Source organism: Sunxiuqinia indica, assembly GCF_009847015.1.
GTDB classification, from domain to species: domain Bacteria; phylum Bacteroidota; class Bacteroidia; order Bacteroidales; family Prolixibacteraceae; genus Sunxiuqinia; species Sunxiuqinia indica.
The window spans coordinates 98,402-112,696 of record NZ_WVEM01000010.1; the positions used below are offsets into that span (position 1 = coordinate 98,402).

At 43.8% G+C, this 14,295-nt stretch carries 16 protein-coding genes; 9 read left to right on the top strand and 7 right to left on the bottom strand.

Features of this window, described 5'->3' with window-relative positions; translation table 11 throughout:
- The first annotated feature begins 10 nt into the window (after nucleotides 1-10).
- Both GR929_RS15305 and cobC read left to right on the top strand, forming a co-directional pair.
- A complete protein-coding gene (locus GR929_RS15305) occupies nucleotides 11-763 on the top strand; it encodes an adenosylcobinamide-GDP ribazoletransferase (protein WP_159521335.1) in 753 nt (250 codons plus the stop codon).
- Nucleotides 760-1,293, top strand: a complete 534-nt coding sequence (cobC, locus tag GR929_RS15310; protein WP_159521337.1) for an alpha-ribazole phosphatase — start codon at nucleotides 760-762, stop codon at nucleotides 1,291-1,293. Before GR929_RS15305 ends, cobC begins: the two co-directional genes overlap by 4 nt.
- Before the next feature lie 56 nt (nucleotides 1,294-1,349).
- Here the strand turns inward: cobC and GR929_RS15315 are convergent, their stop codons facing one another.
- Nucleotides 1,350-1,808: a helix-turn-helix domain-containing protein gene (locus tag GR929_RS15315; protein ID WP_159521339.1), complete on the bottom strand. Its 459-nt coding sequence runs from the start codon at nucleotides 1,806-1,808 to the stop codon at nucleotides 1,350-1,352.
- 273 nt (nucleotides 1,809-2,081) lie between these two features.
- Here GR929_RS15315 and GR929_RS15320 point away from each other — a divergent pair, with 273 nt between their 5' ends.
- Together GR929_RS15320 and cbiB are read left to right on the top strand one after the other, a co-directional pair.
- Nucleotides 2,082-3,563, top strand: coding sequence for a cobyric acid synthase (locus GR929_RS15320; protein WP_159521341.1), 1,482 nt, complete (start codon nucleotides 2,082-2,084; stop codon nucleotides 3,561-3,563).
- A gap of 99 nt (nucleotides 3,564-3,662) precedes the next feature.
- On the top strand, nucleotides 3,663-4,601 hold the full coding sequence (cbiB, locus tag GR929_RS15325) for an adenosylcobinamide-phosphate synthase CbiB (RefSeq protein WP_159521343.1): 939 nt from the start codon (nucleotides 3,663-3,665) through the stop codon (nucleotides 4,599-4,601).
- Here cbiB and GR929_RS15330 read toward each other — a convergent pair.
- Both GR929_RS15330 and GR929_RS15335 read right to left on the bottom strand, forming a co-directional pair.
- Nucleotides 4,570-5,454, bottom strand: a complete 885-nt coding sequence (locus GR929_RS15330; protein ID WP_159521345.1) for a 3'(2'),5'-bisphosphate nucleotidase CysQ family protein — start codon at nucleotides 5,452-5,454, stop codon at nucleotides 4,570-4,572. The genes cbiB and GR929_RS15330 overlap by 32 nt on opposite strands.
- 10 nt (nucleotides 5,455-5,464) lie before the next feature.
- A complete protein-coding gene (locus GR929_RS15335; RefSeq protein WP_159521347.1) occupies nucleotides 5,465-6,442 on the bottom strand; it encodes an oxidoreductase family protein in 978 nt (325 codons plus the stop codon).
- Nucleotides 6,443-6,601: 159 nt separating this feature from the next.
- On the opposite strand from GR929_RS15335, the gene GR929_RS15340 reads away from it, so the two are divergent.
- The 3 genes from GR929_RS15340 (at nucleotide 6,602) to GR929_RS15350 (ending at nucleotide 8,926) form a co-directional block, all read left to right on the top strand.
- The gene (locus GR929_RS15340; RefSeq protein ID WP_159521349.1) at nucleotides 6,602-7,249 is read left to right on the top strand and encodes an HAD hydrolase-like protein; all 648 of its coding nucleotides are present in this window, start codon (nucleotides 6,602-6,604) and stop codon (nucleotides 7,247-7,249) included.
- A 214-nt stretch (nucleotides 7,250-7,463) separates the two neighbouring features.
- Complete coding sequence (locus GR929_RS15345; protein ID WP_159521351.1) at nucleotides 7,464-8,120, top strand: AAA family ATPase; 657 nt, start codon at nucleotides 7,464-7,466, stop codon at nucleotides 8,118-8,120.
- 5 nt (nucleotides 8,121-8,125) lie between these two features.
- A complete protein-coding gene (locus GR929_RS15350) occupies nucleotides 8,126-8,926 on the top strand; it encodes a hypothetical protein (RefSeq protein ID WP_159521352.1) in 801 nt (266 codons plus the stop codon).
- A 100-nt stretch (nucleotides 8,927-9,026) separates the two neighbouring features.
- Here GR929_RS15350 and pheS read toward each other — a convergent pair whose 3' ends face one another.
- The 4 genes from pheS to GR929_RS15370 all read right to left on the bottom strand — a co-directional run bounded on the left by pheS (nucleotide 9,027) and on the right by GR929_RS15370 (nucleotide 13,101).
- Nucleotides 9,027-10,046, bottom strand: coding sequence for a phenylalanine--tRNA ligase subunit alpha (gene pheS, locus GR929_RS15355; RefSeq protein WP_159521353.1), 1,020 nt, complete (start codon nucleotides 10,044-10,046; stop codon nucleotides 9,027-9,029).
- A gap of 81 nt (nucleotides 10,047-10,127) precedes the next feature.
- Nucleotides 10,128-11,471, bottom strand: coding sequence for a peptidylprolyl isomerase (locus GR929_RS15360; protein WP_159521354.1), 1,344 nt, complete (start codon nucleotides 11,469-11,471; stop codon nucleotides 10,128-10,130).
- Nucleotides 11,468-12,277, bottom strand: a complete 810-nt coding sequence (locus GR929_RS15365; protein WP_159521355.1) for a peptidylprolyl isomerase — start codon at nucleotides 12,275-12,277, stop codon at nucleotides 11,468-11,470. Before GR929_RS15365 ends, GR929_RS15360 begins: the two co-directional genes overlap by 4 nt.
- A complete protein-coding gene (locus tag GR929_RS15370) occupies nucleotides 12,277-13,101 on the bottom strand; it encodes a peptidylprolyl isomerase (protein ID WP_159521356.1) in 825 nt (274 codons plus the stop codon). The genes GR929_RS15365 and GR929_RS15370 overlap by 1 nt, the downstream gene beginning before the upstream one ends.
- 133 nt (nucleotides 13,102-13,234) lie before the next feature.
- Here GR929_RS15370 and GR929_RS15375 point away from each other — a divergent pair, with 133 nt between their 5' ends.
- Nucleotides 13,235-13,789 carry a GNAT family N-acetyltransferase gene (locus GR929_RS15375; RefSeq protein ID WP_159521357.1) on the top strand — a complete coding sequence of 185 codons (555 nt, stop codon included), beginning with the start codon at nucleotides 13,235-13,237 and terminating at the stop codon, nucleotides 13,787-13,789.
- Nucleotides 13,790-13,950: 161 nt separating this feature from the next.
- A complete protein-coding gene (locus GR929_RS15380; protein WP_159521358.1) occupies nucleotides 13,951-14,187 on the top strand; it encodes an acyl carrier protein in 237 nt (78 codons plus the stop codon).
- Nucleotides 14,188-14,295 lie beyond the last annotated feature (108 nt).

Consider the following 14,295-nt stretch of genomic DNA (forward strand, 5'->3'; position numbering starts at 1 on the left):
TGGAACTTCAATGAAACAGCAACTCAACTTATTCCTGACCGCGGTGATGTTTTACACCCGCATTCCGGTTCCCCGGGCGTTGGGTTTTTCCAATGAGCGGCTGAACCGGTCTACCCGCTATTTCCCATTGATTGGGTGGATTGTGGGAGGTATTGGTGCAACTGTTTTTTATGGGTTGAATCTTTTGCTACCTGCTGAAGTGGCGGTTTTTATCAGCATGTTGGCGACTATTTTCGTTACCGGAGCTTTTCATGAAGATGGGTTTGCCGACTTCTGCGATGGCTTTGGCGGCGGTTACACGCGCGAAAAGATCTTCACCATCATGAAGGACAGCCGGATTGGAACCTACGGAACCGTCGGATTAATCGGCATGTTGGGGACGAAGTTCCTGGCCCTGCAGGCCCTGCCGCCGTTGATGATTCCGTTGGTGTTGGTGGCTGCACACGCGTTCAGTCGGATCATGCCGGTGGTGGTTATCTTTACCAGCTGGTACTCCCGCGAAGATGAATTGAGCAAGACCAAGCCCATCGGGAAAAAAGGCAAATGGTCAGACCTGTTGCTCGCGCTGATCGTTGGCCTGTTGCCCGCAGCTTTCCTGCCCTGGCAGCTGATGGCCGTCGTTTTGCCGCTTTCGCTGTTCATCACCTTTCTGTTCAAAAAATACATCGAACGGAAAATAGGTGGCTACACCGGCGATTGCCTCGGCGCATTGCAGCAGATTGTGGAAGTGGTGTTTTACCTGACTTTACTGGCCCTGGTATGAATATCCACGGCATTCGACATACCAAAGTGGATGTCCCGCAAGGAATTTGTTACGGGCAGAGCGATGTGGGGCTGGCTTCGAGTTACCCGGAAGAGCTGGCTCTGGTGAAACGTCTGGTCGATAAGCAGTCTTTCGATGCCATTTTTTCAAGTCCTTTGCAACGGTGCCGGACGCTGGCGCAGGATTTATTTCCCGGGGATGAAATCAGGTATGATGACCGGTTGAAGGAGCTTCATTTTGGCGATTGGGAATTGCAACGCTGGGACGCTATCAGCCAAACCGCTGAGGCGAAAGCCTGGTTCAACGATTTTGTGCAGGTGAAATGTCCACGGGGGGAGGCTTTTGTCGACCAGATTGAACGCGCGAACGCTTTCCTGGATGAGTTGAGGCAAGAGGCTTTGGAGCATGTGGTACTGGTGACTCACGGGGGCATCCTCCGCGCGCTGGATTGCCTGCTGGGCGGAACAGCGCCGCTAAACGCCTTTCAAAAACGGGTCGATTACGGGGAACTGGTTCATTTCAACCTTTAATACACCGATTGATGATACCGACTTCCAGCGATCCATTTGATCAAGTAAGCTTTTATTCAGGCAAAGTGATAACCCCGGTTCCGGTTATGTTGCTTGATGCTGCGGAACTGGTAGGGCTGCATCTTTTGATGAGCCTGGAAAAACTGCGTAAAGCTGCTTTGCGAAAGTCCGAGAATACGCCCGATCTCTTTAAACGAAAGGGTGGTATCTCCCAGCAAGTCGCAGACTACCTGGCGCAAATACTCATTAATCCAGTCGTGCGCACTCATGCCCGACATGCAGCGGATAGCCCCATCAAAATGGCGCGTGTTGACGCCCAATGTCCTGGCATAGAACGATACCGGGTGTTTACCATGCTGGCGAACCAGGTTGGCAAAAAGGTCCATGTAACTGTTGCCGCTCGGCTTGTTTTCGAGCGTTACGGTCAATACTCGGTTGCCTTCCGGAGCAGTGATGTCTGCCAGGCCGCTGTAAACCACCTGTGGCGTAATGGGAGGGTATTCAACAGGAATCATAGGCTTGCGTTGGGTTGTTTTAAGGACAAGTTAGGGCAATTTTTAATGAAAATCAACCAGTTTCTAAAATCTTTGTGCTTACATTTAAGAAAATCATACAAAGACATAAAAAATGTACCTTTGGATTTTATGAATTTGTGCGAATTTATTGAAAATAGCGGTGTGCATTTTAGGAAAGTAATCAAGATATTAAAATCTACAGCTGTTGATTTTAGGAAATATACCAAAAGTATAAAAATTAACTTCATTTTTCATCAAACGATTACTTAGGATATGGAAAATAACACGAAACTTAAGCCCATTCTGTTTGTTGGCACCGGTTCCGATGTCGGGAAATCGGTCATCAACGCTGCCTTTTGCCGCATCTTCAAGCAGGATGGCTACCACCCGGCACCTTTTAAGGCACAAAACATGTCGTTGAACTCGTTTGCCAGCGAAGAGGGTTTGGAATTAGGGCGTGCGCAGGCTGTGCAGGCCGAAGCTTGTGGCATTCCGTGCCTTAGCGTTATGAATCCCATTTTGCTGAAGCCCACAAGCCATAAAAGTGCGCAAATTGTGCTCAATGGCAAGCCCATGGGCGACCAGTCGGCCCGCGAGTATTTCCTGAAAACCGATCGCGACTTTTTGTTTGCCGAGGCGATGAAAGCCTGGCGGTCACTGGATGCCCGGTACAATCCCATCGTGATGGAAGGAGCCGGAAGTATTTCCGAAGTGAACCTCTGGGATAAAGACATTACCAACATGCGGGTGGCGCTGGAAACCGGCTCGCCCACCATTCTGATTGCCGACATTGATCGGGGCGGGGTGTTTGGCAGCGTGTATGGCACCATCAAATTACTGCCCGAAGCGGAGCGTAAGCTGATTAAAGGCATTCTGATTAATAAGTTCCGGGGCGATATCAGTTTGTTTGAAGATGGACGAAAAACGCTGGAAGAGTTAACCGGAATCCCTGTGATTGGTGTAGTTCCTTATTTTACCGATATTCATATCGAACAGGAAGACAGCGTGGTGATTGACTACAAACGGGGTAGCACCGAAGCCGGGAAAATAAACATCGCTGTGGTTTTGCTGCGGCACATGAGCAACTTTACCGATTTCAATATGCTGGAGCGTATGCCCGACGTCAACCTCTATTATTCGGCCAACCCGGCCGAGATTGCCAAAGCTGATGTGGTGTTGGTGCCTGGCTCAAAAAACACGATTTCCGACCTGGTTCACCTGCGGGATCGGGGGCTGGCCAAGGCAGTTATCCATGCTTCGGAGGCCGGGAAAGGCGTGTATGGCATTTGTGGCGGCTACCAAATTATGGGGGAAGAAATTCGAGATCCCGACGGTGTTGAAGGTGATATTGATGTTATGCCGGGTTTGGGCTTATTGCCTGTTGTAACTACTTTAAGTAAAGAAAAACGTACGGTGCAAACCAAATTTCAATTTGCAGGTCGAAATGAGACTTGCTCGGGCTATGAGATTCATATGGGAAAGACCCAACGAATGAATAACAAAGCGCTCTGCCAATTGGAAGACGGATCGGCGGATGGCTGCATGGTTTCGCCCAAACTGTGGGGAACATACCTGCATGGCATTTTCGACAACAAAGCGGTGGTGGAGGAAATGCTGAAAGCGAATCAACTGCAGGCCGAAGTTGCAGCCTTTGACTACGAGGCTTTCAAGGAGGAACAGTATAACAAACTGGCTGCTCATGTTCGGGTCCATGTTGATATGGACTATGTGTATTCGGTGTTGAAAGAAAAATAAATAAGAAAGATGAAAGTCATTCCGAACTTGTTTCGGAATCTGTTAGCTATTTAAATCAGATTCTGAAACAAACTCGAGGTGATAAGATCGCTCAGTATTATGGATAATTTCAACCTCATCATATTACCACTTTTAATTGGGTTTGCACTCGATTGTGTTTTGGGAGATCCCCGTTGGCTGCCACATCCAATCCGCTTATTTGGTTTGATGATTGCCCAGCTTGATCATGCTTTTAACCGGGGCAAACGTCGCAAGTTAAAAGGTGTGCTGGTTGCTGGGGCGTTGGTTGGTTTTACCTGGTTTCTTTTCTACTTGTTGTTTGAGCAACTGGAACATCATCCCTATTTCTATATCATTTGGGCAAGTGTCGGCGTGTTTTTTGGGTTGGCCAACCGTAGCTTGATTTACGAGTCGTGGTTGGTTATTCGGGTACTGGAAAAAGAGGGAGTTGAAGCTGGACGCAAACAGCTCTCTTTTATTGTTGGTCGTGATACCTCGCAACTGAATGGGCAGCAAATTCGTACCGCCGTGTTGGAAACGATGGCCGAAAACCTCAGCGACGGCGTGATTGCTCCGCTGTTCTACTATGCTGTTGGTGGTATTCCGGCACTTTTCGCCTTTAAAATGGCCAGCACCCTCGACTCGATGATTGCCTACAAAGATGCCCGCTATAAGTACTTTGGTTGGTTTGCTGCCCGCCTCGATGATGTGCTGAACTTAATTCCTGCCCGCATAACTGCTTTATTGATGGTGATGGTTAGCTTAAGTTGGAGCGGAGTACAACACATCTTTCGCTACGGGAATCAACATGCCAGCCCCAATGCCGGCTATCCCGAAGCAGCGCTGGCCGGTATCCTGAAATGCCGGTTTGGCGGACCAAATGTGTATCATGGCAAGCTGGTGGAGAAACCTTACATCGGCCATCATCAGAAAACAATTACTACCCGCGATTTTTGGTTTACGGCCTATTTGAACGTAGCGAGCGCGGTGGTAATGGTCGGAATGACTATCGCTTTAGTTTGGTATTTATTTGGGTAATTTTATTCGCAATCTCCTTTGTCGAAGCGTACAAAATCCCCTCATGGTTCATAAAGGTTGAATTCTTGCGATTTAAATCCAATGGTTCGCCGTGCATGTTGCTGACCCAAGCTCCGGCTTCAGAATAGATACATGCACTGGCTGCATAATCCCACAGGCTGCCGCCACCTTGTTTCTTTTTGGGGTATTTGAAGTAGCAGGCGGGAGCTTTTTCGATCACCCAACATGCGTTAAGTGCTGCGCCTCCTTTAAATTGTGTTTCGAATCCGTTATAGCCCAAATCTTCGCTAATTGCTTTAAGCTCCGAAATTGATTCATTAAACAATGGGTGATCCTGAAAGCTTGAATCACTAACCAGGTAAAGCGGAGCATCCTTTGCTGACTGTACAGTCCATTTGCGTCCATTGCGGAAAGCGCCCTGACCTTTTACGGCCTTGTAAAGGATCTTTTTTAGCGGATCGAAAATAACACCAATTACCGGTTCTCCGCTTTTTGATACCAAGCCAATGGAAACCGCGTAACCATGTTGTTGATTGATAAAAGCCAGTGTTCCGTCAATGGGGTCGATACACCAAAAGTAGTCCTTTTCGAACCGTTCATGGTTGTCGGGGCTTTCTTCTCCCAGCGTGCCCAAGTCAAATAATTTTGAGTATTTGTCCAGCATTTCAAGAATAAGCTCCTGCGCCATGAGGTCAACTTCGGTAACCACTTGCGATGCCAGACTGTCGGCACCGCCTTTGTTTTCAACGTTCAACTTTTTCGAGCTGTGTGACGAAATTAATTCTCCGGCTTTTAAGGCTGCCGAAGTTGCTGCTTCACCTAATGCTGCTAAATCCTGATCGGTTAATTGCATGCGTTTTCTTTTAGTTCTGTAACTGATTAACAACTTTGCGAGCCAGACGTTCGCTGTAACTATTAATTTTCCAGTGGCCAGGGCTCCAGCCTTTCAAAAAGCGGTGGAAGTCGGTCCAGGCAATGGGAAACATTTCCCGCCAATTGGCTTCCAACGCATTGAAATCAATTTCTTTTTGGTGTTTGTTCAAGGCCCGCTTGAGTGCTTCGAAGTATACGTTCAGCAATTGGTCTTCCATTTTTTCGCAGTCGTCTTCATACAAACAACTGCCAATAAAATAGGCAACATCTTTCATGCCGCATCCACCGCCAACGTACTGAAAATCGACGGCTGCAACCTGATTTCCTTTTGGTGAAAAACAGAAATTAGCCAACTTCGCATCGCCATGCACAAAGGTCTGAAAAGGACTTTCCTGTAGCTTCTGATCGATCTTTCTGGCTGCGTGTTTGAGCGGTAAGTCGGTCAATACTTCCAGCTCATCTGGTCGCGTATCTAAATGCCAGTAAGTGCCAACAGGCCACAACCCGGTTGGTTTTTCTCCCATAAAGGTGGCATGAAAATTTGCCAGCCATTGCAAGCAGGCTTCAATCTCCTCCCAGCTTACAGCTGTTTTTCTTTCCGGGAAACCGGCTTCATCCAAATCTTCCAAGACCATCAGCACTTCATCACCTAACGTCTCGATAGCCAAATATTTGGGAACACGACATGCTTCATCACAATACTGATTCCAGTTTTGATACCATGCTGTTTCAACCTGATAGGAATGCAGTTTTCGCTGATGAGACAAGTCGGTGTTCCAGCCTCTGGGGTGTTTCGTGTTTTCAGGAAGCCTGACATGCTTAACCACAACCGTTTTATCGTTCGATCCGGTTAAGCCATAACGAACAATGCTGCCGTAGCCACTCCACAAGCTTTGTATTTGCTCTAATTCAAAAAAATCACGCGAGCCGGTAGCTGTTTTTATTGTTTTCAGGAACTGATCGTTCATGTAAATTTATTACTTCAATTGAGTCGCGAAGATAGTTAAACGTGAGCTTCTGCTAAACTGATATAAGGATTGGTCATCGAACTTAATTTATTCGTAACTATTTTTAATCGAGTGCTGACGAAAAATGTTGTTATTTTGTGATCAACATATCCATATATCATGACCAATTTCACTCATCTTATTTTCGATCTCGACGGTACTTTAATCAATTCAAAAATTGGCTTGCTCAACTCACTGGACTATATGCTTGAGCAAATGAATGTTGATGTGGATGGAGCCGCCATCGTTGATCAGTTGATTGGTCCCCCCATCCAGGATGGCTTAAAAAATGTGCTCGGGTTTGATGACAGGCAAGTTAATTTGGGTGTGAAACTTTTTCGCGAGTATTACAGTCAGCAAGGGTTGTACGAAGGAGAGCTGTATCCCGGTGTGCTGGAATTACTGGAAGAATTGTTCCAACAAGGGAAGCAGCTTTATGTGGCGACTTCAAAAAGAGATGAGTTTGCCCATGAAGTTTTGCGGAGCTTTGAATTGGATCGTTACCTGGTGGATGCGCAGGGGGCGGGCAATGGCGACAAACACTCCAAAGCTGAATTAATCACCAGGCTGATGGATCGTAATCAAATCATGCCATCCGAAAAAGTCGTGATGATTGGAGATACTAAATACGACCTTATTGGTGGCCAGGCCAATGAAATCAGCACGATTGCCGTGGGCTATGGCTTTGGAAACAGCGCAGAACTGAAGGAGCTGAACCCCACTTTCTTTGTTGAGGAGGTAGAGGAATTGTTTGAGTTGTTGGTGTGAAATGCAATTGCTCGCCCTGATCTTGTTGCAGGTTCAGTGTAGAACGTACCTTTCCTTGGCAGATGAAGATCCCGAGAAGAGTTTGGGATGACTTTCTATTTTGAATGTTGTAATTATGGTTATTTTCAGTTTACTATAAAATAAATTGAAAAAAGTCCATTTTCAGTTTTCAGAGGTAAAAGTGAATCCCTATTTTTATCAGAAACTATGTAAAATGGATCGACTAAAGTTATCTTCAGGACTAATTGCTTTCGGAGGGGAAAAGGGCATTGGCAAAACACGTTTCGCTCTTAAGCTGGGAAATCATCTTGCACGAGCAGAAAAGGTATTGTTCTTAAGTTATCAGGATTACAGCGAAAAGCTGATCACAGATATTCGTGAAATGGATGGTTTTATCAGCGACAATCTGGAAGTCAATACTTCAATGGACTACTATGGAGTTGGTAGCTTTCTAGAAATTATCAAATACGTTGAAGCGGGTGATTTTAGAACGGTGATAATAGATGACCTATTTAGTTTTAACAGAGATCAATTTTATGAATTTGATGACCATGGGAGAGATGCAGCTGTTGATGCTTTACTTTATCTAGTCACGCAACTAAAAATTCGACTTGTCTTTAATATTGATATCCATTCATCTCATCAAAATCATACTCCAAGGATCAGGGATTTCAACTGGTCGAGAAAAATCATTAATGATTGCGCACAAATAATTGCGCTCTATCGTCCATCGGTGTTGGGGTTTACTGACGATGAAGTTGGTGAGCCTTTGAAGGATCTTATTGAAATCTACAACCTTAAAAATGAAAATCATCAAGAAGAGGTAATTCAGTTTGATGATAGGGAGATAAGGATATATAACTATAACTAAACAAAATGTATTCAAAGGAATTTAATGACTTAGTAGAAAAAGGAGTGAAAGAAAACTTCTATCTCGGAACTGGTAGACCGGATTCTAGAATTTTAATTGTTGGAAAAGAAGTGGCGATTGGTAATGCAAATGACTTGGAGATTCAGAATCGTAAAAATTATCTAAATAACGCAATTGATTGGAAAAGCAATATTAAAAAGAATATCGTTGAAGTGAGTGAAAACTGGGAAATAGATCGTTATTTGCAAGATGAAAGTGCAAGGAATAACCCACTATTTGCATTCAAAGGTGTGAAAATCGCTGATCACAAAGCCGGCCAAACCTGGAGAAAATACCAGAAACTCCATGATCAAATATTTAAAATAGATTCAGACAACGAGAAAGCATACGACTTTCAAGAACGATTTTTCATTACTGAAATGAGTGATAATCCTTTCCCAACAACTAGTAAAGCCAAAAAACTTGATGAATTCAAAATTAAACTTCAAGAAAGAAAAGAAACATTTTTCAAATCAGAATTTATTAAACAGTTTCCTGTTGTAGTATTGGCTTGTGGGGACTATATCCACAATGGCAATGAAATACGTGAAATTGACGAAATTTTTGAGGTAACTTACGCTGGGGATGAAAGAGGAAAGTATTGGTATTCAAAAGGTAATTGGTTCTACATTCATCACAATCGTGATAGAAGTAAACTCGTAATTCATACGAGGCAGCTCAGTGCAAACGTTAAAGGGGAAATGCTTTTTGAAATGGGAAAGGTCATCCGGGAATTTACAAATAGTTCAGGAATATCTTTGGAATAACAATGATGTTAGTATAAACCCAATTTGTTTTAGGGGCTGTGAGAGATCGCAGGGCGATCCCGAAACAAGTTCGGGATGACTTTTCAGCAGCGTGTTGCGACTAATACGCGGAGTCAAACTGGCGCAAGAACCGCACATCATTTTCAAAGAAATGGCGAATATCCTTGATACCATATTTCAGCATGGTCATGCGTTCGATTCCCATTCCGAAAGCAAAGCCGGTATATTTTTTTGAGTCGATACCACAAAGATCCAAAACGTTTGGATCAACCATTCCGCAGCCCAAAATCTCTAACCACCCGGTGTACTTACATACATTGCAACCTTTACCTCCACAAATTGAGCAGCTCACGTCCATTTCGGCTGATGGCTCGGTGAATGGGAAGTAAGAAGGGCGCAGGCGAATTTGGGTTTGCTCGCCAAACAGTTCACGCGAGAAATAAAGCAACGTTTGTTTCAAGTCGGCAAATGAAACGTTTTCATCAACATACAAACCTTCAACCTGATGGAAAATGCAGTGAGCACGAGCCGAAATGGCTTCGTTACGGAACACACGTCCCGGGAAAATCGCCCGGATTGGTGGTTGTGTCTTCTCCATCACACGAGCCTGCACACTTGACGTATGGGTGCGTAACAGCACATCCGGATCTTTCTGGATAAAAAAGGTGTCTTGCATATCACGTGCAGGATGCTCGGGTGGGAAGTTCAGAGCTGAAAACACGTGCCAGTCGTCTTCAATCTCAGGCCCTTCGGCAACTGTAAAACCAAGGCGAGCAAAGATCTCCACGATCTCATTGCGAACAATCGCCAGTGGGTGGCGTGTTCCCAAGCGCATGGGTTCCCCCGGCATGCTTAAATCGGCACCGCCAGCTCCCTGATCAGCATTTTCAAAGCTATCCTTCAGCTCATTGATTTTATTTAGAGCATTGTTCTTTAGTTCGTTAATGGCTTGTCCAACAGCTTTCTTTTGATCTGCAGGTACGTTTTTAAAGTCAGCAAACAATTGGCTCACCAATCCTTTTTTACTGATGTATTTGATACGAAGTTCTTCTACTTCTTCTTTCGCTGAAGCTTCCAGTGCTTCAATCTCTTCCTGTAACTGCTTAATTTTGTCTAACATCTTCTTATGCTGTTGAAATGGATCGACAAAGATAATCAAACGATATGAAATCGTAAACCTGATCCGAATAAATGCATGTGCTTATTCAAGAATGGTAATCTTTTTAACGCGTATATCTTTTAGTGGGCGAAAATCTTCGTCAGTTTTTACTTTCACAATTTGGTCGGCGACTTCCATTCCACTGATTACTTGTCCGAAAATTGTGTACATTCCATCGAGATGAGGAGCACCGCCTTCAATTTTGTATGCCCGGCGTTGTCCGGCAGTAAAATGATGTCCGGTTTCCTTTTCAATGTCATCCAGTTCCGAGTCGGAATATACCCGCCCGGTGACGATGTAGTATTGCGAACCATCTGAACGGCGTTTACTATTCCCTCGGTCAGGTTTTCGTGGTGAGCCAATCATGCCGCGCTTATGAAACAATTTTGGAACAATATGCGCAGGCAGAGAGTATCCCGGGCCTTTCCAGCCAACGATATCATCCGGTCCGGCATAGCGGGTATCAGCTGCTCCGCTTTGAATGCCGAAGCTTTTGATTACCCGATGAACCAATAAACTATCGTAATAATTTTCACGCACCAGCCGGATGAAATTATCGCGATATTCCGGTGTTTCATTGAACAGACGGATTTGAATATTGCCATAATCAGTCTCAATCAGCAGCCCCCTGATTTTGCTATTTGCTTCGCTGATGACCTGGCTGGTTTTAGTTTGAAGATTCACCAGATTTTTTGGTGTTTGCGTTTTTTTCTTCAATAAATTGGCAATGTAAATTGAGGGAATAACCAGGCTCTGATTTTCATACGTAACCACTTCGGAATAGCCTAATCCAATCGCCTGGTAGTTGGATACAAAAACAGGCGTGCCATACGATTTTGATCTGAACTGATTGTCAACCCGGTATAATTTCGTTCCTGAAATGGTTGTAAATTCGAGAACTTTTCCCCGGTGGAGTGGGAGTGTGTTGTTTTGTGGTTTGGTTAAGTAAATACTTTTGGCTGTTTCGGGCGCTATTCCGGGATACAAGGAAATAGGCGTACGTTGTATGTTTCCGACCTTTAATAAAACCAGGTTATTGATACGGTCAACCGCCAGGTAGCCGATAACCGGGTAGGCCCTTTCTTCGTCGAAAGGGGTAATTTTTGCCGCAGTGGCATTCTCCAGTATCGAAAGTCGGCATACAATGGTTTGTGAATCAACAAAAAAGGCAGTTTCGCTTTCCAGTAAGCGTTCCTTGTCAAAGCTTTCAATTTTTACCAGGGAGGGGACAAATTGAGCAAATGACTGGTCATCATTCGGGGATGGAGATTCGGCTTTGGTTACCTGCTCTCCTTTTGATTTTGTGCCTTTTTTGTCAGACGAAGAGCAACTGGCAAGCACTAGCGCCATCAATAAAATTGATAAAATTTGGGTTGGGTGCTTCATTCGATTACATTCACTTCAATAACAACATCTTTTACAGGACGATTATTTTCATCCACTTTTAAGGCCGCGATTTTATCAATCACATCGAAGCCGGAAATGCATTCGCCAAAAACCGTATACTTCCCATCTAAATCAGGATAACCGCCAACTGTTGTATAGGCTTTTCGCTGTGCTTCTGAAAACTCCAGGGTATTTGAGTTCAGCTCAAAGCGGGAGGCGATGTCTTTTTTTACCCGACTGGCAATTTCCCTGAATTCATCGACTTTATTTTCTTCCTTCAATTTCTTCAGCTTTTCCCGGACTTCAGGCGTATAAATTTGCTTCGTAATTTTTTTTCGGATGGGTCGATTCACGGCCATTTCCAGGGTGTCTAACTGACCTTCGGTGAAGACTTGACCTTTCACAATGTAAAATTGTGAAATATCCGATTGTTTATAAGGATTTACTTCGTCGGGTTGGCGGGGAGCGCACAGGGCTCCTTTCTTATGAAAATAATGATCGATGATTTCGTCATCCACCGTATGGTCCGGATCTCCGTATCCAATGCGCTTCCCCGGAGGTGCATTTCTCGACGATTTGGAGCCTCCCTGAATCAGGAAATCCTGGATAACCCGGTAAAATAAGGTGCCATCATAGTAGCCCTCATTGGCTAATTTGATAAAGGCATTCCGATGTTTTGGGGTGTCGTCATAAAGCTTGAACTTCATGGTGCCCAGGTTCGTTTTTATTTCTACAATTCTGTTTTGAGCCAATCCGGCTGCATTCAGACTTAAATATAGAAGTAACAGGAGTGCTAATTGCTTCATCAATCTATAACTTTCACTTTCATTTTTATGTCTTCTTTGGGGCGGTCGAACTGATCAGTTTCCACTGACGCAATTTTGTCCAATACATCAAGGCCCTCAATAACCTCTCCAAAAACGGTATAATCATTATCGAGCGAAGGATATCCCCCAATGGTTGTGTAGATTTCACGTCTTCCGGGTAAAATTTTCAGTGGTGGTAGTTTGCTGATTTCCTGATTGGCCTGTTCGCGTATTTCGGCAACCCGAATATTTAGCTGATCCTGATCTCCCGCTTGCTTCAGTTGGTTTAACTCTTGCTGGGCTCCCTGGAAATACTTTTGCATGACCGATCGCTGACGCTGCATGTTCATCTTCATTTCCATGGTATCTAAGGCACCTTCGGTAAAAACAGTTCCTTGCACAATGTAAAACTGCGAACCGGATGATCGCTTTTCCGGATTGCTCGGGCCACCCCGACGTGCTGCTGCCAACACGCCTTTTTTGTGGAATAGTGACGAATCAATCTCCGCCGGAAGTGTGTAGCCCGGATCTCCACCACCCAAGCGTTTGCCTGCTTCTGCGTTTTTTGAGTCCGGATCACCACCCTGGATCATAAAACCATTGATAACCCGATGAAATAGTAAGTCATCGTAAAAACCTTCGTTGGCTAGTTTAATGAAGTTATCACGATGCTGAGGAGTTTGATTATATAGTTTTACGATCAGATCTCCGTATTCCGTTTCAATTTTAACCTTTGTTTCCTTCGATGTTTTTTTAGTCGCATTACCACATGAGGTTTGAATGAAAACGGTGGCAATTAAAAAGGCAAATAATAGCTGTTTCATTGTTGTTTGTTTATTGCTTTCTGTTATTTTTTTTGCTTCTGCACAAATATAATTAATAATGGCACTGGCACGAAATTGTTATGTTTTGAACGAATAGACTTAAATTTGAAAAATTAAGTATTTAAACGTTACTATGGAAAGGCTGATCGTAAACTCCAAAATAGAACTGGAACCTTTGAAATTTTCTCATGCTTTTCAGGTTTTTCACGCCATTGATCGCAACCGCGAATTTTTGGAGCCCTGGTTGCCATTTGTGCAGGATACCGAAACACAGGAAGACACCGAAAACTTTATTCAATCTGTTACCTCTCCAAATTCGGGCGATCGGGATGAGGTTTATGTAATTTGGTTTGAGAATCGCTTTGCCGGTTTGATTGGGCTAAAGGACACGGACCGGGTTAATATGAAGACCGAGATCGGTTATTGGATTATACAGCAAATGAAAGGAAAAGGCGTTGTGACCTTGTCAACAAAGCGATTGATAGAGTATGTATTTTCAAGTTCAGGAATGAATAGGATCGTTATCAGATGTGGTGTGGGAAACCAAAAAAGTGCTGCTATTCCTAAGCGATTGGGATTCACGTTTGAGGGAATTGAACGTGAAGGAGAGAAGCATCGACGGAAATTCATCGATTTAGAAGTTTACAGTCTATTAAAAGCAGAATGTGATTTCTTGGTATCGGATTGATATTCAAATGTGTTGAGCTATTTTTTATCATGTTTTTTTTTAACCTTATTTTTTTTAATCTTTGAATCGTTTAATGATTTGTTCGATTTTTTTATATGTCAAAACAAATTAGTGTCCAAAAAGCCAGAAAACAATATGGACAGGAAACAAACTAGACAAGCATGGAAAACAAGACAATTAGAAGAACTTTGTACAGAGTTCTGAGGAAAACAGGCGTTCCTCGAAAAGAGATTGAGTTGGACGCTGCATTTAATGACGATCTGAATTTTGATCAGGTAGATTGGGCTTTATTCCTTTTTTACCTGGAAGACTTTTTTAAGATTGACGTGAAAGATGAAGAAATATCAAGAATGCATGTGGTAAAAGATACCTTAAGTTTGGTGGAGCACATGGCATAACGGATCTGTTAATTTTAAATTATGAAATGAAGACGTTCTTACATAGAGCGTCTTTTTTTAGTTCGTCATATTTCGAACAAGATTAGTAAATTGGATGTTAAAATGCTT

Coding starts and splice junctions, on each gene's coding strand:
- GR929_RS15340 (WP_159521349.1), top strand. CDS start 6,602: ATGACCAATTTCACTCATCTTATTTTCGATCTCGACGGTACTTTAATC.
- GR929_RS15365 (WP_159521355.1), bottom strand. CDS start 12,277: ATGAAGCAATTAGCACTCCTGTTACTTCTATATTTAAGTCTGAATGCA.
- GR929_RS15320 (WP_159521341.1), top strand. CDS start 2,082: ATGGAAAATAACACGAAACTTAAGCCCATTCTGTTTGTTGGCACCGGT.
- GR929_RS15305 (WP_159521335.1), top strand. CDS start 11: ATGAAACAGCAACTCAACTTATTCCTGACCGCGGTGATGTTTTACACC.
- pheS (WP_159521353.1), bottom strand. CDS start 10,046: ATGTTAGACAAAATTAAGCAGTTACAGGAAGAGATTGAAGCACTGGAA.
- GR929_RS15330 (WP_159521345.1), bottom strand. CDS start 5,454: ATGCAATTAACCGATCAGGATTTAGCAGCATTAGGTGAAGCAGCAACT.
- GR929_RS15380 (WP_159521358.1), top strand. CDS start 13,951: ATGGAAAACAAGACAATTAGAAGAACTTTGTACAGAGTTCTGAGGAAA.
- cobC (WP_159521337.1), top strand. CDS start 760: ATGAATATCCACGGCATTCGACATACCAAAGTGGATGTCCCGCAAGGA.
- GR929_RS15335 (WP_159521347.1), bottom strand. CDS start 6,442: ATGAACGATCAGTTCCTGAAAACAATAAAAACAGCTACCGGCTCGCGT.
- cbiB (WP_159521343.1), top strand. CDS start 3,663: ATGGATAATTTCAACCTCATCATATTACCACTTTTAATTGGGTTTGCA.
- GR929_RS15375 (WP_159521357.1), top strand. CDS start 13,235: ATGGAAAGGCTGATCGTAAACTCCAAAATAGAACTGGAACCTTTGAAA.
- GR929_RS15350 (WP_159521352.1), top strand. CDS start 8,126: ATGTATTCAAAGGAATTTAATGACTTAGTAGAAAAAGGAGTGAAAGAA.
- GR929_RS15345 (WP_159521351.1), top strand. CDS start 7,464: ATGGATCGACTAAAGTTATCTTCAGGACTAATTGCTTTCGGAGGGGAA.
- GR929_RS15370 (WP_159521356.1), bottom strand. CDS start 13,101: ATGAAACAGCTATTATTTGCCTTTTTAATTGCCACCGTTTTCATTCAA.
- GR929_RS15360 (WP_159521354.1), bottom strand. CDS start 11,471: ATGAAGCACCCAACCCAAATTTTATCAATTTTATTGATGGCGCTAGTG.
- GR929_RS15315 (WP_159521339.1), bottom strand. CDS start 1,808: ATGATTCCTGTTGAATACCCTCCCATTACGCCACAGGTGGTTTACAGC.